Raw genomic sequence first — 14,419 nt, 5'->3', positions numbered from 1 at the left:
TTATGATAACACCAAGCATTTCTGTAGCCGTGGTAGATGACCACACCTTATTCCGCTCTGGCCTGGCGAGTTTACTCGGCGAATTCGATGAAATCGACATTTCATTTGAAGCCTTTAATGGCGCCGATCTTCAAACCAAGCTCAAAAAAAGCCCGGCTGTTCAGCTGATTTTAATGGATATTAACATGCCAGTTATGGATGGCTTCGCTGCCACCAAATGGGTTAAAACCAATTATCCACACATGCATGTATTGGCGTTGAGCATGCTCGAAGATGAAAAAGCCATTATTGGCATGATAAAAGCCGGCGCAGGCGGCTACATGCTCAAAGAATCTACTCCGTTAGAATTGCTCCACGCGATAAAGGTTATTGTAGAAAAAGGATTTTACGTAAATGAGCTCGTTTCTGGAAAGTTACTGGTGGCACTGAAAGATGGCGACAGCAACCCTACGTTTTCGGCACGGGAACTCACATTTTTGCAGCATTGCTGCTCCGAACTAACCTATAAGGAAATAGCCGAACTAATGAATGTGAGCCCCCGTACCATTGATAATTATCGCGAATCGCTATTCGCTAAATTGAATATAAAATCACGAACCGGCCTGGTGGTATATGGGATCAAGAACAAAATGATCGTGATTTAATTTGAACTATTCAAGCTCAAATTCCTGATGAAAACTAGGAATAGCTACGTGTTTATATCCATTGTCCTTTAAACGTGTGGCAAAGTTTTGCTGAACATCGTATTCGCCATGTACCAAAAATAATTGCCTTACTTTTTCAGGGTCTTGGCAAGCTAAAAAATGCAACAAATCTTCATAATCGCCGTGAGCGCTCATCGATTTAATTGAGCGAATATCTGCCTTCACATCATATTCATCTCTAAATATCTCAACAACCTTTTCGCCAGCAAGCAATCGCCCACCCAGCGAGTTAGGCTCGCAGTAGCCCACCATTAAAATGGTATTTTTGGTATTGCCGATGTTGTTCCTGATGTGGTGTTTCACCCGTCCTGCCTCAGCCATTCCCGATGCAGAGATAATCACACACGGTCTCCGATCCTCGTTTAAGCTTTGCGATTCCTCTACACTTTCTACAAAACGCAGGCCCTTAAATGCAAACACGTCAAAATCTACTTTCATCACCCGCTTAACGCCATTATTATATACCTCCGGATGGTTTTTTAGAATTTCCGTTGCTTTAGACGATAGTGGACTATCTACATAATATTGCAGATCGGGTAATTTGCCCTTCAATTCGAGGCCATTTAAAGCGTACAGCAACTCTTGCGTTCTGCCGACCGAAAATGCCGGTATAATAACCTTTCCTCTTTTAACGTTGCAGGTTTCGTTAATAATTTCCAGCAACATGTCTTCAATAGGATCGAGATCTTTGTGTAACGAATCGCCATAAGTAGATTCCATTAATATGTAATCTGCCTGATCGAATTTTTGCGGACTCTTTAATAACAAGTCACCGTAGCGGCCAACATCGCCCGAAAAGGTTATTCTCTTGATTTCACCATCTTCTTTTATTGATAAATGGACGGCAGCGCTTCCCAAAATGTGACCTGCATCGGTAAACTTTAACCTGATATTTTCATCAATTTCAAAATCTTCCTCATACTCCACAATCTTCATTTGGCTGAGCGTTTTAGTCACGTCCTCCTCGGTGTAAAGCGCCTCCTCCATCTCTTCACCCTCACGCAGTCGACGATTGGAAAATTCAGCATCTTGCATTTGAATTTTTGCAGAATCCATCATTAATATTCGTGCAAGGTCCATTGTGGCCGCGGTGCAAAAGATTTTCCCGCTGAAACCATCGGCCACCAACTTCGGCAGCAACCCGCAATGGTCTATGTGCGCATGCGATAAAACAAGATAGGTTACCTGCTTCGGATCGAAGCCGAAATAGTCGTTCAACTTGTCGGTAACGCGGCCCATTCCCTGGAAAAGGCCACAATCTAATAATATTTGGGTGTTATTCTTTAGCGTAATAAGGTGCTTGCTCCCTGTAACAGTACGGGCAGCACCATGAAAGGCAATCTTCATTTAGGTGTAGCGGGAATGATTTATAAAAAAATTGCCGGATTTTCTCCGGCAATTCAATTTCTTATGATTTTACCTCTGATATTTTATCTTTAACTTTGTCGGCAACGCCTGATGCCTTATCTGAAAAGCCCGCAAGTTTGTCTTTCGATGCATCTAATAAATCAGCAAAAAAATCGGATACTTTTTCTTTTAAATCACTAGTCGAATCTGAAGATAATGCTAATGCAATAGTTGCGCCCAATGCAGCTCCGGCCAATACGCCTGCTATAATTTTTGTTTCTTTTGTCATGATTTTTAGTATTTAGTTATTAAACATATTTCACCTGTTGGTGTTTTAATTTTTTTTATATTACAAAAATTAATCCAGAATGAAGCATATATTTTTTATCGACCTCGATAACACCATCTACTTTACCAAGCCAAACGAAAAAATCTTAATGAGCGGCCTTTACAATCTACTTGATCAGGAAGACCTGGGCATTTCAGACCACGATTACCAATCGGCAAAAAAAGAAATGCTTCGGACACCGTTTTTAAAGGTAGCCGAAAAATACGGATTCGATAAGGGCGTTACTGAGCGTACTGTTGAGTTTTTAGCGAACAGAGAAGTGGTAGAGCCATTGCAAACGAGTGAAGATTACCATTACATCAAAGCGTTGGAAGGACGCAAATTTATCTTTACAGCCGGGTTCCCTAAGCAACAGTTATCAAAAGTTAAAATGCTGGGAATTGCTGATGATTTCGAATCGGTTTTTGTAATTGACGTAGCTAAAACGAGCAAAAAAGAAGCTTTTGCAGAATTTATTAAAAAGGAAAACCTGAATAAGAGCGACATTTTAATTATCGGCGACGATGCAGAGTCGGAAATAAAATTCGGATTGGAGCTGGGCATCGAAACTTTTTTATTGGATCCGGATCACCTTCATCCAGATGCCGAAACAACTTATCGCGGAACCGATCTAAGTAGCCTGCCAGAAATAACAGGACAAAAAAAGAGGTCAAGCTTTTAAATCTTGACCTCTTTTAAGGGTTCAGCCCCTTAACTTATCCTCTGCCACCTCTTGTTGGCCTTCCACCTTGAGCGCTGCCTCTTTCGCCACCGCTGCTTCGTTGTTGTTCTTGTTGACTACGTTGCTGTTGCGCCTGGGCCTCTCGCTGCGATCTTTGTTGCTGCTCTTGCTGTGCACGTTGCTGCTGAGCCTGGGCCTCTCGCTGCGATCTTTGTTGCTGTTCTTGCTGTGCACGTTGCTGTTGCATTTGCTCATTACGCTGTGCTCTTTGTTGCTCCATTTGTTGCGAACGCTGTTGCTCCTGGGCTTGCGCCTGTTGAGCACGTTGCTGTTGCATTTGCTCATTACGCTGCGCCCGCTGTTGCTCCATTTGCTGCGCTTGTTGGGCACGTTGTTGTTCCATCTGCTCGTTGCGCTGCGCCCTTTGTTGCTCCTGCCCCTGCGCCTGTTGAGCACGTTGTTGTTGCATTTGCTCGTTACGTTGAGCCCTTTGTTGCTCCTGACCTTGCGCACTGCGTTGTTGCTGTGCCCGCTCATTACGTTGCTGAGAAGCCTGAACATCTCTTTGTGCCCGTTGCTGATCCTGGCTTACGCGATCCGCCTGACCACGTTGCTGACGCATTTGCTCCATCCGTTGTTGGTAGTCTCCGCGATTAGCGTTTTGCTGCTGGTTCCGCTGCTCAATTCCGTTCGAGTTTCCGCGTTCCGCACGTCCGTTACTGTTGCGATTATAAACTTCGCCACGATCGGCATTCGATCGGTTATTCTCTCTGCCAATAGTAGCATCATTTCCACGGGTTGATTGAGAAGAACGATTGTCATTTCTCGATCCAAAACGGTTGTCGTTGCTGTTGTTTCCACCCCGCGAATCGCGATTCGTGTAACCCTCATTTCTTCCTGCCCTGCTAAAACCAGCGTTACCCTGCTCAAATTTTCTCGGTGCAGCACTCCTGTTGTTTACTGCATTCCGTTCAGGTCGTGGCCTGTAAATAGACACTTGTCTGTTCTCGATTCTGCTGGCGCCCGGTCTGCTACTTTGCGAGTATCTGTAAACCGTTACATTACGATTCGTCGCACGTCGAATATCTTCTATCCTTGGTCCTCCATAATACGTTCTCCGGTTGTAAACATAAGTATTGTTTATAATCGTTGTATTGCGGATGTAAACATTGTTACGGGCGTAATTATATCTCGGAAAAACATTAACGTAAATGCTCGCCTGCGGAATAAAGTTCCAGCAAAAATCTGGCACCACATACCTGCGGCCGAAGCTCAGGTTAATGCTAATGCCCGGTGCCATAGGCGCCCAACCATAATACCCTTCCCCACTTCTCCAATCAACCCAGGCAGGTCCCCATGTAGTATCTGGCAACCAAATCCATTGGCGATAACTATTAATTACCCAACGGCCATAATGAAAAGGTGCCCAGCCCCAATCGTAGTTAGATACCCAGGTATTTCCATATTCAGTCATCGCCCAACGTCCGTTTGTATAATAAGGCCGGAAATCGCTTTGGTCAACATCAGGCCGCCAAACGTAACCATACTGCGGATCCTGAATCCATGTGCCGTAAGGCGACAATTCGTCGTAAAAAGTTTGTAGAGAAACGTTTCCAGTGCTATAACCATCGTCCTGGTAGTCGTTTTGATAGTCTTGTGCCCTGACTAAGGTTGTGGTTCCGGCAAGGAGCGCAAAAAGCCCTAGCACAATTGCCGATTTTTTCAGTGTTTTCATTTGTGTGTTTATTTAATAACCTAACTTGTGTGTATCAATTAGAGCGCCAAACAGCATTAAAGGTTTAATATGCATGCATAGTTTTTCGTTTTGTGCCAGATCTCGCCAGCCGGGGCATATTTCACTCTTTTATAACGGTTTAAGCAAAGTATAATTGTGCAGAAAACAAGTCATTCGCCAATAAAATTTGCTACAATTAAATTTTTTAAAAAGTATGTTCTGCTTTTCTATAAATTCTAAAACTTAATTCTATAATTGTATTTTTGCATCATGCAAAATGGCACCTTATATCTAATCCCTGTACCTCTGGCAGAAGAGGCAGCTCATAAAACCTTTACCCCCTATTTGGTAGATACCATTAACCAGATAGATACTTACATTGTTGAAAATAGTAAAACCGCACGTCGGTTTCTAAAAGAAGCTGGTTTACAAACCCCTCAAAAAGATTTGATCGTTCACGATTACGGAAAACATAACCGAAATGATCTCGGTCAGTTTTTTAATGAGTTAAAGGCGGGCAAGGATGTGGGCTTAATGAGTGAGGCGGGCTGCCCGGGCATTGCCGATCCAGGTGCAGATATTGTAGCCGAGGCGCACAAACGAGGAATTAAAGTAGTTCCGTTGGTAGGACCGAGCTCAATTTTGCTCGCTTTAATGGCTTCAGGGTTTAATGGCCAAAGCTTCGCTTTTTGGGGTTATTTACCGATAGATAAAGAACAAAGAGCCAAACGGATCAAGGATTTGGATTTATCTGCAAGCAGATATAAACAAACACAGATTTTTATTGAAACGCCTTTTAGAAATAACCAGCTGTTTGAAGAAGTATTGAAAAGCTGCAAGCCCAACACGCAAATTTGTGTGGCCTGCAATCTCACCGCCGAAGATGAATTTATCAAAACGCAAAGTGTGTACAACTGGCGGAAAGAAGAAATTGATCTTCATAAAAAGCCGACTATATTTTTGATGTATTAAGTAAAATTGGTTCATCGGTTCATTAGTCATCGGATGAATACTTTGCATTGACGCTAAATTCAACCGATGACTGTTCGGTATTGCTCATTGTAATTGGTTAATTAATTCATTGGTTCATTCGTTAATTAATCATCCGATGAATACCTTGTATTGACGCTAGATTCATGCGATGACGGTTCGGTATTGCTCATTGTAATTGCTTCGTTGCTAATTGCTAGCTGGTAGCTGATAATAGTTGGTTGGTGAAAATTGAATTTCTTCCTATATTGGGATTATCCAATCTAAATAATACAAAAATTTAATCGTTAACCCTTTACAGTCAATGAAAAAATTAATTCTGTCTCTTTTCGCCATCAGTGTTTTAGTTAGCTGTAAAGACACTAAAAAGCAACAAATGAATACTACCAACAATGAAGCTTTGATTAAACAATATTTTGAACATTTTAATCAGCACAACTGGCCCAAAATGGCTGCTATGTATACTGATACGGCTGAATTTAAAGATCCCTCGTTAGGACAGGGAACTTTTAAACAGACGAGAGATCAAATTGTTAAAAAATATAGCGAATTGGGTACTACTTTCGCCGATGTTCGGGATGAAGTACTTCAGGTTTACCCTTCAGGAGACAAACACATCATCGTTGAATTTGTATCTACAGGTACAGCTCCGGACGGTTCTAAATTTGAATTGCCCATTTGCACGATATTTACGATCGAGAATGGATTGATTACAAAGGACTTTACTTATTACGATAATTTTGAGGAGTAAACTACCGGTACATTCCCTTGCCATCAATAAAATCGATCACCTTATCGGGCAAGAAGAACTGAACGTTTTTCTTTTCTTTAATTGCCTTTCGGATAAATGTGGATGAGATTTCCATTAACGGTGTTTGGGTAAAAGTAATTGCAGGATGGTTTCCCCACTCGCTCACATTGGCTCCCGGACGTGGATAAACGTAAATCTCATAATTTTTGAGCAATACCTCGTAATTTTTCCACTTCTTAAGCGATGCCAGGTTATCGGCGCCCATAATCAGAACAAACGTTCGTTCCGGATACTTTTCATGCAGATAGGCTAACGTGTCGACGGTGTAGGAAGGTTGCGGCAAGCCAAACTCAATGTCGCTCACCCGGATATGTTCAGCATTTTCCGTTGCTATTTTTGCCATTTCCAACCGGTCGTACATGTTTGTCAATCCGCTTTTTTCCTTTAAAGGGTTATGCGGTGAAACTACCAGCCAAACTTCGCTAAGCGCAGTATGATTGGCCATGTAGTTGGCAATAATTAAATGCCCTGTGTGGATGGGGTTATAAGAACCAAAGAAAAGACCAGTTTTCAATTTTCAGTTTTCAGTTTAAATCAACGCCGTCATTGCGAGGTACGAAGCAATCTTCGTACTAAAGTCTATTGGAATAGGATTGCTTCGTACCTTATAATGACACCGTTGTAATCCGCTCATAATCAGCTATGTTTTATACGCAAGAAATCCATTAGCATTTTGCTTAGCCACCACGCATAACCGCTTCGTCCTTGCTGTCCCGAAGCTTCGGGCTCGGCATCTTTCATGCTTAGCGTTCATGCTAAATAGATCCCGAGCCAAGCTGAGGATGACGACCGTTCATAGTCCGTGCTTATATGCATAAAGAATATCTAAAACGTCATCATTTTTTTCAGGGACACGGACCTGATTGATACTCGTTACAAAGTAACCCCTTTGGGGCAATGACAAAAAAAGTCAAGAAGTCAAGCTTTAAAAGCTTGACTTCTTTCCATTCAGCTATCAGATTCATCTGACAATATTGGAAAAGTTACATATAATCTTTAAAATCTTCCAATGGCTCATCAAAATCGGCAGACATTTTAAAAAAACCATTTGCATAACCGAATTGTCTCTCTTTCAGCTTTTCATTTCGTTTTGATTTTTTCTTTAGCGACGAAACAAAGTCAGAAACCTGCTTCTTCAGATCTGAAGGCAATGAAGAAATCTGGCTATACAGTTGAATATCAGTCATACTCAAATATAACAATTTCCACTTTCTTAAGGAACTATTTCTTCAAAAACTCCCTCACCAACTGCTCCGCCTCTTCACAAGCTGTAGTCAAATCGTAGTTCTTTAAAATTACATCGAATTTATCGGCGTAAGTGAGTTCTTTCTCCGCCTTGATAAAACGCTCCTGCAACTTCGCCGGGCTATCTGTACCGCGACCGCTCAACCGCTCTTTCAAAACATCTAACGATGGCGGCTGAACAAAAATGGCCAACGCATCCTCTTCATATTTCCTTTTCAGGCGAATACCGCCCTCTACATCAATATCAAAAATAACGTGCTTACCCTCATTCCAAATGCGTTCAATCTCCGAACGTAGCGTGCCGTAAAAAGTACCATTATACACCTCCTCAAACTCAACAAACTCCTGACGGGCCACCTTGTGCAAAAACTCCTCTTTAGTAATAAAGTAATAATCGTTTTCGTGTGTCTCATTACCCCTTAACTCGCGTGTGGTAGCCGAAATGGAAAAACTCAGTTCAGGAAACTTCTTTAATAAATGATGTACGATGGTGGTTTTACCAGCTCCTGATGGCGCAGAAAATATAATTAATTTGCCTTGTTTCATTTTTTTAAAACTAAAGCTTAACGCATTAAGTCCAAAGCTTTAATCTTTGAACTTTTAGCTTTAAGCTTTCTATAACACATTCAGTAACTGTTCTTTAATTTTTTCTAACTCTTCCTTCATTCCCACAACGTACTGTTGCATTTGTGCGTCGTTGGCCTTTGCCCCCATGGTGTTAATCTCACGGCCAATTTCCTGAGAAATAAAGCCCATCTTCTTTCCATTGGCCTCTTTGCTTGCCAACGTTTGCAAAAAATAATTGCAATGACTTTTCAGGCGTGTTTTTTCTTCCGTAATATCAATTTTGTCTATGTAATAGATCAGTTCCTGCTCAAAGCGGTTCTGATCCACATTTACCTTGCCAACCGCCTCTTCTAAAAACTGCGAAAACTTATCCCGAATGTGCGCAATCCTTTTCGGCTCCAGCGCTTCAACTGATTCGAAATAAGACAGGATATTCTTGATTCTGAGTTCAAGGTCGGCCTTTAACACAGATCCTTCATCTTCCCTAAACTTGTTAAAATTGGCCAGCGCTTCAGTAAAAATCTGGTATAAATGGTTCCATTCATCCTCACTCACACTTTCTTCCTTGTAGCTAATTACCTCAGGAAAAGTCAGTGCTGTTTGCAAAAGATTACTACTTTCGGCTCCCAATTGCTCGTTTACCGCAATTAATTGATTGTAATAATGTGTGAGCAAGGCGGTATTAATGCTCGCTCCTGTAACATCGCCATTGGTGCGCTCTACATTAATGCTGAGGCTTACTTTTCCACGTTCAATATCTTTGCTGCAGATGTTGCGCAGCACAAGTTCCTTATCAGAAAAAGCCTTGGGATATTTTAAATTGAGCTCAAGAAATTTACTGTTGAGCGATTTTATTTCGACACTATACTTTGCATTTGCATAATCGGCTGTTGCTAAGCCGTATCCTGTCATGGATTTTATCATGTGCAAAGATAGGTTTTTAACGTGAAACGATAAAGCAACAAAATCGGCAATTGTCCCAATCTTTCTTGCCCGATCAAAATTTTTAGTAAACGGACGCGGCTAGCTCTTAGCGGCCTGCAGCCCCGCTTTACACTTTACTGCGTGCTCGTTCCAATCAGGTTTATTTTACAACGCAGTAAGCTTTTTGGGTAAGCCTTTTTCCTGCAGGGCGGGCATAACTGCACACAGGCTGGCAGCACCAGAGCATTCATTTCTACTTAAAAACTACCCTGAGCTATGTTTTAAGCATGGTCAAAATGGCATTAAAAGTCTTCGCTTTCAACTTGTCCAAATCCTCCGCGGCCATTCCCTTAACCTCCACCGCTTCGCCAAATACTGTTTTAATTAAACCGGGCTTTAACAAAAGTGGATTCCGTCGTGGCAAATGCGCTTTACTGTTCAAAATGGCGAAGGGCATTATTGGTGTTTGCGTCTCAATAGCCAGGCGAAATGCGCCATCGTAAAAAGGAGCCAGCAAGTCGTCTGTTTTATTCATCGTACCTTCAGGAAATATTAAGATCGACTCACCTTTGTTCAAGTGATTTCTAAGTTCGGCCACCGATTGGTCGCGGCTTTCGCGGCTGCTGCGATCGATCATGACCACGAGGCGCTTGTAAATCCAGCCAAAAACGGGAACCTTTAACATTTCAATCTTGCCCAGCGGACTGAAGGCCTGGGGGATGCAAATTACAATAGCCACCGCATCGAGAAAAGAAGTGTGGTTACCTACATAAATATACGATCGCGATGTATTTATTTTTTCGCTTCCTTTTGCCCTGAACCACAGAAAAGTGAGCAAGCTGAAGCTGTAGGCCCAAAACTTCAAGAACATAAAAGCAATCCGTCTTCCCGCACGTTCATTAAATATACCCGTGGTTAAAATAACGAAAGGACATACCGCATTCATTAAGATGAAAAACACGATGGATGAATACATCAAATACAGCAGGCCGGCAAATTTTCGGATGGACATTAACGTTCTTTTAACAGTTTATAAAGTTAACAAATGTTAATTTTACAAAAAAACCTTGCATAAAATGAAACTCGGGCCTTTCCTTTTCTTGATGCTTCTGATAAGCGGTTTGTTTACGAACGAGGCTTTTGCCCAGTCGTTCATCATTAGAGGTGTGGTAATTGAAAAGGGATCGAACGTGCGAATTGCCATGGCAAAAATCTCGAATATGCGATCGAAAACGGGCGCTGTTAGTAACGAGATTGGCATGTTTCAGCTCAGCGTAGAAATGGGCGATACTTTACTGGTAACCAAAAAAGACCTGCTCGACAAAAAAGTGGCAGTCAAAACCAATACAGATTTGGTGGTATATTTAACCAGGGGCACTACCATGTTAGATGAGGTTGTTGTTAAAGGCAACTCGAAACAACAGGAAATGGCAGAAATTAACCGCGACTACAAACGGAACGGCTCTTTTTATGCCGGCAAGCCGCCCCTTATCTCGCTAATTCCCTTTGGCGGTCATCCATTGACATTTTTTTACGAGCTTTTTGGCAAAACGCCCGCCCAGGCCCGCCGATTTAAACGCTATTATAAAAAAGAGCTAACTTTGATGGAAGTAGACCGTTTCTTTAACAAAAGTTTGGTGATTGAAAATACCGACCTGAAAGGAAAAGATTTGGATAAGTTTTTGCTTGACTATTATCCGCCAACCAGTTTGGCTAACAATTGGAACCACTACGACGCGATTAAATACATCAAGGAATCTGCCCGCAGGTATACAGATACCCTGAACCACAAAAAAACAACAATGCAATGAAATATCCGAAGCTCATTTTCTTATTCATCATATCACTAATGGCTTGCGCTGGTGCAAAAGCACAGGATTTTATTGTAAGAGGGGTTGTTATAGAAAAAGGGTCGAACATTAGAGTGGCGTTAGCAGAAATTACCAATCAGCGCACCAAACTCGGCGTAGGAAGCAACGACCTGGGAATGTTTCAGCTAAAAGCCAAAATCGGCGATACCTTATATGTAAATAAGCGTGACCTGCTCGATCAACAAATTGTAGTTCGGAGCAATCAGGATTTGATCATTTATTTAGTGCGAAACTCAACCATGTTGGATGAAGTAACAATTCGTGGCAATACGAAGAAGCAAGACCTTGCCGAAATTAAGCAAGAATTTAAAAACAAAGGGGTTTACAATGGCGGCAAATCATCGTTCCTGCAAACCGTTTTTAGTCCGCTCAATGCCTTGTATAACCTGGTAGGTAAAGACCCTAAAAATGCCCGACGGTTTGGCCGATACGCAGATAACGAAATTAAGCAAAGTCAAATCGACCAATATTTTAATGGCACTATTATTCAAAACAACACCAATTTGAGAGGTAAAGATTTGGAAACCTACATGCTCAACTGCAGGCCAGAATACGATAAAGCACAATATTGGAACAGTTACGATTACATTAAGTACATTAAAGAATCGTCGAAGAAATTTACCGATACACTTGGCAAGGGGAAGTAAGCTGGAGTTTTGAGTTGGGGGTTGGGAGTTTTGAGTCTTTAGTCCCGAGTCCATAGTCTCTATCCATAGCGTATTGTCCGATCGTTGTTCTTTGGTCTAAATGGAGATTTACTTATCAACCGTAAGCCATTTAACCGATTCGACAATGATTGTTGAACTAATAAACCAATGAGCTAATGAACCAATAAGACTAGATCGCCAGTGTTTCGCAAGCTTTTTCGGCGGCTAGTTTTTCGGCATTTTTCTTATTATAATCTCTTCCGGTACCTTGTTTTTCGCCGTCTACAATTGCACTGATGGTAAACAGCTTGGCGCTTTCGCCTTCGCCATTTTCAACCAATTCGAACATTACATCTTTGCCATGGCGCTGACACCATTCAATGAGTTTACTTTTAAAGTTAGTTTCGGTAAGTTCGAGTGTATGGATATCAATGTGCGGCTTTACAATCCTCCTAAGCAGAAATTCTTTGGTGAAATTATAGCCTTTATCCATATAAATGGCTCCGATGATAGCTTCAAAGGCATCGCCGAGCATGGAGTTGTGTTTCGTTTGGATGCTAACAGAGCGCTGATCAAACTGAATCAGTTTATCGAAGCCAATTTTTTTTGCAAGCTGGTTTAGGTTTGCCCGATTAACGATTTTTGAGCGCATTTCGGTCAAAAACCCCTCTTCTTTGTAAGGATAGTGCTTAAATAATAGTTCGGCTATAACAGAACCCAGTACGGCATCACCTAAAAACTCTAAACGCTCGTTGCTACTTCTGCTTCCATTTTTCAGCACTTTTGCAACAGATCGATGCCTGAACGCCATTCGGTACAGCGTTACATTACCTGGAACAAAGCCTAAAATATTCCGCAGCTTTTTAACGAACTCTTTCTCGGGAGAAAGATAAAGTTTATATAATCTAAATATCGGCATTAAAAAAATAACAGAATTAACGGCTAATCAGCATATTTAACTAAGTTATCTATTTTTAATTAGCAATACAAAAATTATATATCAAGCAGCTCAAATTAATCCTCGTATTTCTTGAAAATAACTGAAGCGTTATGACCACCAAAACCAAAAGTATTGCTTAAAGCGGCTCTAACTTCGCGTTTTTGCGCTTTGTTAAAGGTAAAATTCAGTTTAGGATCAAAAGCTGGATCATCTGTAAAATGATTGATTGTAGGAGGCACAATGTCGTTTTGCACAGAAAGAATTGCGGCGATTGCTTCAATTGCACCTGCTGCACCTAATAAGTGACCAGTCATCGATTTTGTAGAACTGATATTTAAACGGTAGGCATCCTCTCCAAAAAGATCAGCAATGGCCTTGGTTTCACTAATATCACCCAGCGGTGTCGAAGTTCCGTGCACATTAATATAATCAATATCGGCAGTGGTTAAACCTGCGTCTTTCAGCGCGTTTGTCATTACCATTTTAGCACCTAAACCTTCGGGATGTGGAGCGGTGATGTGATTGGCATCAGCACTCATTCCGCCACCAACAAGTTCGGCATAAATTTTTGCACCCCTTGCTTTTGCGTGTTCAAGTTCTTCTAAAATAATAGTTCCGGCGCCTTCACCGGCTACAAATCCATCGCGGTCCTTATCAAACGGGCGAGATGCTGTTTGAGGGTCGTCGTTACGTGTTGATAATGCGTGCATGGCGTTAAAACCACCCATACCTGCCTCATTAATGATGGCTTCAGAACCTCCGCTGATAATTACATCGGCCATACCCAAACGGATATAGTTAAATGCATCTATCATGGCATTGGTAGATGAAGCACAAGCTGAAACAGTTGCAAAATTTGGCCCACGCAGGCCATACTTAATAGAGATATGCCCTGGAGCGATATCAATAATCATTTTTGGAATAAAAAATGGATTGTACCTTGGTGTACCGTCTCCCTTGGCAAAGTTCGAAATTTCATCAAGGAAGGTTTTCAACCCACCTATGCCTGCACCCCAGATTACACCGATGCGGTTGGTATCCAATTTCTCGAAATCGAATCCTCCATCCTTAACGGCTTCATCAGTAGCTACAAGAGCATACTGTACAAACGGATCTAATTTGCGGGCTTCCTTTTTCTCCAAAAAATCTTCCGGATTAAAGTTTTTTACCTCACAAGCGAATTTGGTTTTAAACTTTTCAGTATTAAAACCCTTAATAGGAGCAGCGCCACTCACCCCGTTAGTCAATCCTTCCCAAAAATCAGGAACATTATTGCCTATAGGAGTGAGCGCACCCAACCCTGTTACTACTACTCTTTTTAATTCCATTTATACTGAAAAAGCGTAATTCTATTTAACGTTTTTTTCCAAATAAGCAATCGCTTGACCAACTGTACCGATGGTTTCAGCCTGATCGTCAGGAATAGCTACATTGAATTCTTTTTCAAATTCCATAATCAATTCTACGGTATCTAAAGAATCTGCACCTAAATCGTTGGTGAATGAAGCCTCTGGCGTAACTTCGCTTTCGTCAACACCTAGTTTTTCTACGATAATAGCCTTAACTCTTGAAGCAATATCAGACATAATTTTATAATTTAATGGTTAAATAATTCTGTGCAAAGAAAA

Annotated in this window: 17 protein-coding genes; 6 read left to right on the top strand and 11 right to left on the bottom strand. The window is 41.5% G+C overall.

Going from position 1 to position 14,419, the window contains the following annotated elements; genetic code table 11:
- Positions 1-2 precede the first annotated feature (2 nt).
- Entirely contained in the window at positions 3-644 is a 642-nt protein-coding gene (locus IZT61_RS15390; protein ID WP_196097939.1) for a response regulator transcription factor, read from the top strand.
- A 6-nt stretch (positions 645-650) separates the two neighbouring features.
- On the opposite strand, the gene IZT61_RS15385 is transcribed toward IZT61_RS15390, so the two are convergent.
- Together IZT61_RS15385 and IZT61_RS15380 are read right to left on the bottom strand one after the other, a co-directional pair.
- On the bottom strand, positions 651-2,051 hold the full coding sequence (locus tag IZT61_RS15385) for an MBL fold metallo-hydrolase RNA specificity domain-containing protein (protein WP_196097938.1): 1,401 nt from the start codon (positions 2,049-2,051) through the stop codon (positions 651-653).
- Between the two features lie 61 nt (positions 2,052-2,112).
- Positions 2,113-2,340, bottom strand: coding sequence for a YtxH domain-containing protein (locus IZT61_RS15380; protein ID WP_196097937.1), 228 nt, complete (start codon positions 2,338-2,340; stop codon positions 2,113-2,115).
- 79 nt (positions 2,341-2,419) lie between these two features.
- Between IZT61_RS15380 and IZT61_RS15375 the strand changes: the two genes are divergently transcribed.
- Positions 2,420-3,061: an HAD family hydrolase gene (locus IZT61_RS15375; RefSeq protein ID WP_196097936.1), complete on the top strand. Its 642-nt coding sequence runs from the start codon at positions 2,420-2,422 to the stop codon at positions 3,059-3,061.
- A 34-nt stretch (positions 3,062-3,095) separates the two neighbouring features.
- Here IZT61_RS15375 and IZT61_RS15370 read toward each other — a convergent pair whose 3' ends face one another.
- Complete coding sequence (locus IZT61_RS15370; protein WP_196097935.1) at positions 3,096-4,796, bottom strand: DUF6600 domain-containing protein; 1,701 nt, start codon at positions 4,794-4,796, stop codon at positions 3,096-3,098.
- Between the two features lie 270 nt (positions 4,797-5,066).
- On the opposite strand from IZT61_RS15370, the gene IZT61_RS15365 reads away from it, so the two are divergent.
- Positions 5,067-5,768 carry an SAM-dependent methyltransferase gene (locus IZT61_RS15365; protein WP_196097934.1) on the top strand — a complete coding sequence of 234 codons (702 nt, stop codon included), beginning with the start codon at positions 5,067-5,069 and terminating at the stop codon, positions 5,766-5,768.
- A 322-nt stretch (positions 5,769-6,090) separates the two neighbouring features.
- The gene (locus IZT61_RS15360; protein ID WP_196097933.1) at positions 6,091-6,537 is read left to right on the top strand and encodes a nuclear transport factor 2 family protein; all 447 of its coding nucleotides are present in this window, start codon (positions 6,091-6,093) and stop codon (positions 6,535-6,537) included.
- A gap of 1 nt (position 6,538) precedes the next feature.
- Here IZT61_RS15360 and nadD read toward each other — a convergent pair whose 3' ends face one another.
- From nadD to IZT61_RS15335, 5 genes are all read right to left on the bottom strand, one after another.
- Entirely contained in the window at positions 6,539-7,111 is a 573-nt protein-coding gene (nadD, locus tag IZT61_RS15355) for a nicotinate (nicotinamide) nucleotide adenylyltransferase (protein ID WP_196097932.1), read from the bottom strand.
- Positions 7,112-7,580: 469 nt separating this feature from the next.
- A complete protein-coding gene (gene vapB / locus IZT61_RS15350) occupies positions 7,581-7,784 on the bottom strand; it encodes a type II toxin-antitoxin system VapB family antitoxin (RefSeq protein WP_196097931.1) in 204 nt (67 codons plus the stop codon).
- 34 nt (positions 7,785-7,818) lie between these two features.
- Positions 7,819-8,388 carry a guanylate kinase gene (gene gmk, locus IZT61_RS15345; RefSeq protein ID WP_196097930.1) on the bottom strand — a complete coding sequence of 190 codons (570 nt, stop codon included), beginning with the start codon at positions 8,386-8,388 and terminating at the stop codon, positions 7,819-7,821.
- A gap of 69 nt (positions 8,389-8,457) precedes the next feature.
- Positions 8,458-9,321, bottom strand: a complete 864-nt coding sequence (locus IZT61_RS15340; RefSeq protein ID WP_196101331.1) for a YicC/YloC family endoribonuclease — start codon at positions 9,319-9,321, stop codon at positions 8,458-8,460.
- A 286-nt stretch (positions 9,322-9,607) separates the two neighbouring features.
- Positions 9,608-10,345, bottom strand: a complete 738-nt coding sequence (locus tag IZT61_RS15335; RefSeq protein ID WP_196097929.1) for a lysophospholipid acyltransferase family protein — start codon at positions 10,343-10,345, stop codon at positions 9,608-9,610.
- A gap of 64 nt (positions 10,346-10,409) precedes the next feature.
- On the opposite strand from IZT61_RS15335, the gene IZT61_RS15330 reads away from it, so the two are divergent.
- A complete protein-coding gene (locus IZT61_RS15330; protein WP_196097928.1) occupies positions 10,410-11,144 on the top strand; it encodes a peptidase associated/transthyretin-like domain-containing protein in 735 nt (244 codons plus the stop codon).
- Complete coding sequence (locus IZT61_RS15325) at positions 11,141-11,851, top strand: hypothetical protein (protein WP_196097927.1); 711 nt, start codon at positions 11,141-11,143, stop codon at positions 11,849-11,851. The genes IZT61_RS15330 and IZT61_RS15325 overlap by 4 nt, the downstream gene beginning before the upstream one ends.
- 190 nt (positions 11,852-12,041) lie before the next feature.
- On the opposite strand, the gene rnc is transcribed toward IZT61_RS15325, so the two are convergent.
- From rnc to IZT61_RS15310, 3 genes are all read right to left on the bottom strand, one after another.
- Positions 12,042-12,770, bottom strand: coding sequence for a ribonuclease III (rnc, locus tag IZT61_RS15320; protein ID WP_196097926.1), 729 nt, complete (start codon positions 12,768-12,770; stop codon positions 12,042-12,044).
- A 95-nt stretch (positions 12,771-12,865) separates the two neighbouring features.
- Complete coding sequence (fabF, locus tag IZT61_RS15315) at positions 12,866-14,119, bottom strand: beta-ketoacyl-ACP synthase II (RefSeq protein ID WP_196097925.1); 1,254 nt, start codon at positions 14,117-14,119, stop codon at positions 12,866-12,868.
- Between the two features lie 21 nt (positions 14,120-14,140).
- On the bottom strand, positions 14,141-14,377 hold the full coding sequence (locus IZT61_RS15310) for an acyl carrier protein (RefSeq protein WP_008508386.1): 237 nt from the start codon (positions 14,375-14,377) through the stop codon (positions 14,141-14,143).
- Positions 14,378-14,419 lie beyond the last annotated feature (42 nt).

The organism is Pedobacter endophyticus (genome assembly GCF_015679185.1).
GTDB lineage: Bacteria > Bacteroidota > Bacteroidia > Sphingobacteriales > Sphingobacteriaceae > Pedobacter > Pedobacter endophyticus.
This window is presented reverse-complemented; position numbering and strand designations above follow the sequence as displayed.

Excerpts from the sequence above, each read along its gene's own strand:
- IZT61_RS15325 (WP_196097927.1), top strand. The coding sequence starts at position 11,141 with ATGAAATATCCGAAGCTCATTTTCTTATTCATCATATCACTAATGGCT.
- IZT61_RS15340 (WP_196101331.1), bottom strand. The coding sequence starts at position 9,321 with ATGACAGGATACGGCTTAGCAACAGCCGATTATGCAAATGCAAAGTAT.
- IZT61_RS15380 (WP_196097937.1), bottom strand. The coding sequence starts at position 2,340 with ATGACAAAAGAAACAAAAATTATAGCAGGCGTATTGGCCGGAGCTGCA.
- fabF (WP_196097925.1), bottom strand. The coding sequence starts at position 14,119 with ATGGAATTAAAAAGAGTAGTAGTAACAGGGTTGGGTGCGCTCACTCCT.
- IZT61_RS15335 (WP_196097929.1), bottom strand. The coding sequence starts at position 10,345 with ATGTCCATCCGAAAATTTGCCGGCCTGCTGTATTTGATGTATTCATCC.
- IZT61_RS15310 (WP_008508386.1), bottom strand. The coding sequence starts at position 14,377 with ATGTCTGATATTGCTTCAAGAGTTAAGGCTATTATCGTAGAAAAACTA.
- IZT61_RS15370 (WP_196097935.1), bottom strand. The coding sequence starts at position 4,796 with ATGAAAACACTGAAAAAATCGGCAATTGTGCTAGGGCTTTTTGCGCTC.
- IZT61_RS15390 (WP_196097939.1), top strand. The coding sequence starts at position 3 with ATGATAACACCAAGCATTTCTGTAGCCGTGGTAGATGACCACACCTTA.
- IZT61_RS15365 (WP_196097934.1), top strand. The coding sequence starts at position 5,067 with ATGCAAAATGGCACCTTATATCTAATCCCTGTACCTCTGGCAGAAGAG.
- IZT61_RS15360 (WP_196097933.1), top strand. The coding sequence starts at position 6,091 with ATGAAAAAATTAATTCTGTCTCTTTTCGCCATCAGTGTTTTAGTTAGC.
- IZT61_RS15330 (WP_196097928.1), top strand. The coding sequence starts at position 10,410 with ATGAAACTCGGGCCTTTCCTTTTCTTGATGCTTCTGATAAGCGGTTTG.
- vapB (WP_196097931.1), bottom strand. The coding sequence starts at position 7,784 with ATGACTGATATTCAACTGTATAGCCAGATTTCTTCATTGCCTTCAGAT.
- gmk (WP_196097930.1), bottom strand. The coding sequence starts at position 8,388 with ATGAAACAAGGCAAATTAATTATATTTTCTGCGCCATCAGGAGCTGGT.
- IZT61_RS15375 (WP_196097936.1), top strand. The coding sequence starts at position 2,420 with ATGAAGCATATATTTTTTATCGACCTCGATAACACCATCTACTTTACC.
- rnc (WP_196097926.1), bottom strand. The coding sequence starts at position 12,770 with ATGCCGATATTTAGATTATATAAACTTTATCTTTCTCCCGAGAAAGAG.
- IZT61_RS15385 (WP_196097938.1), bottom strand. The coding sequence starts at position 2,051 with ATGAAGATTGCCTTTCATGGTGCTGCCCGTACTGTTACAGGGAGCAAG.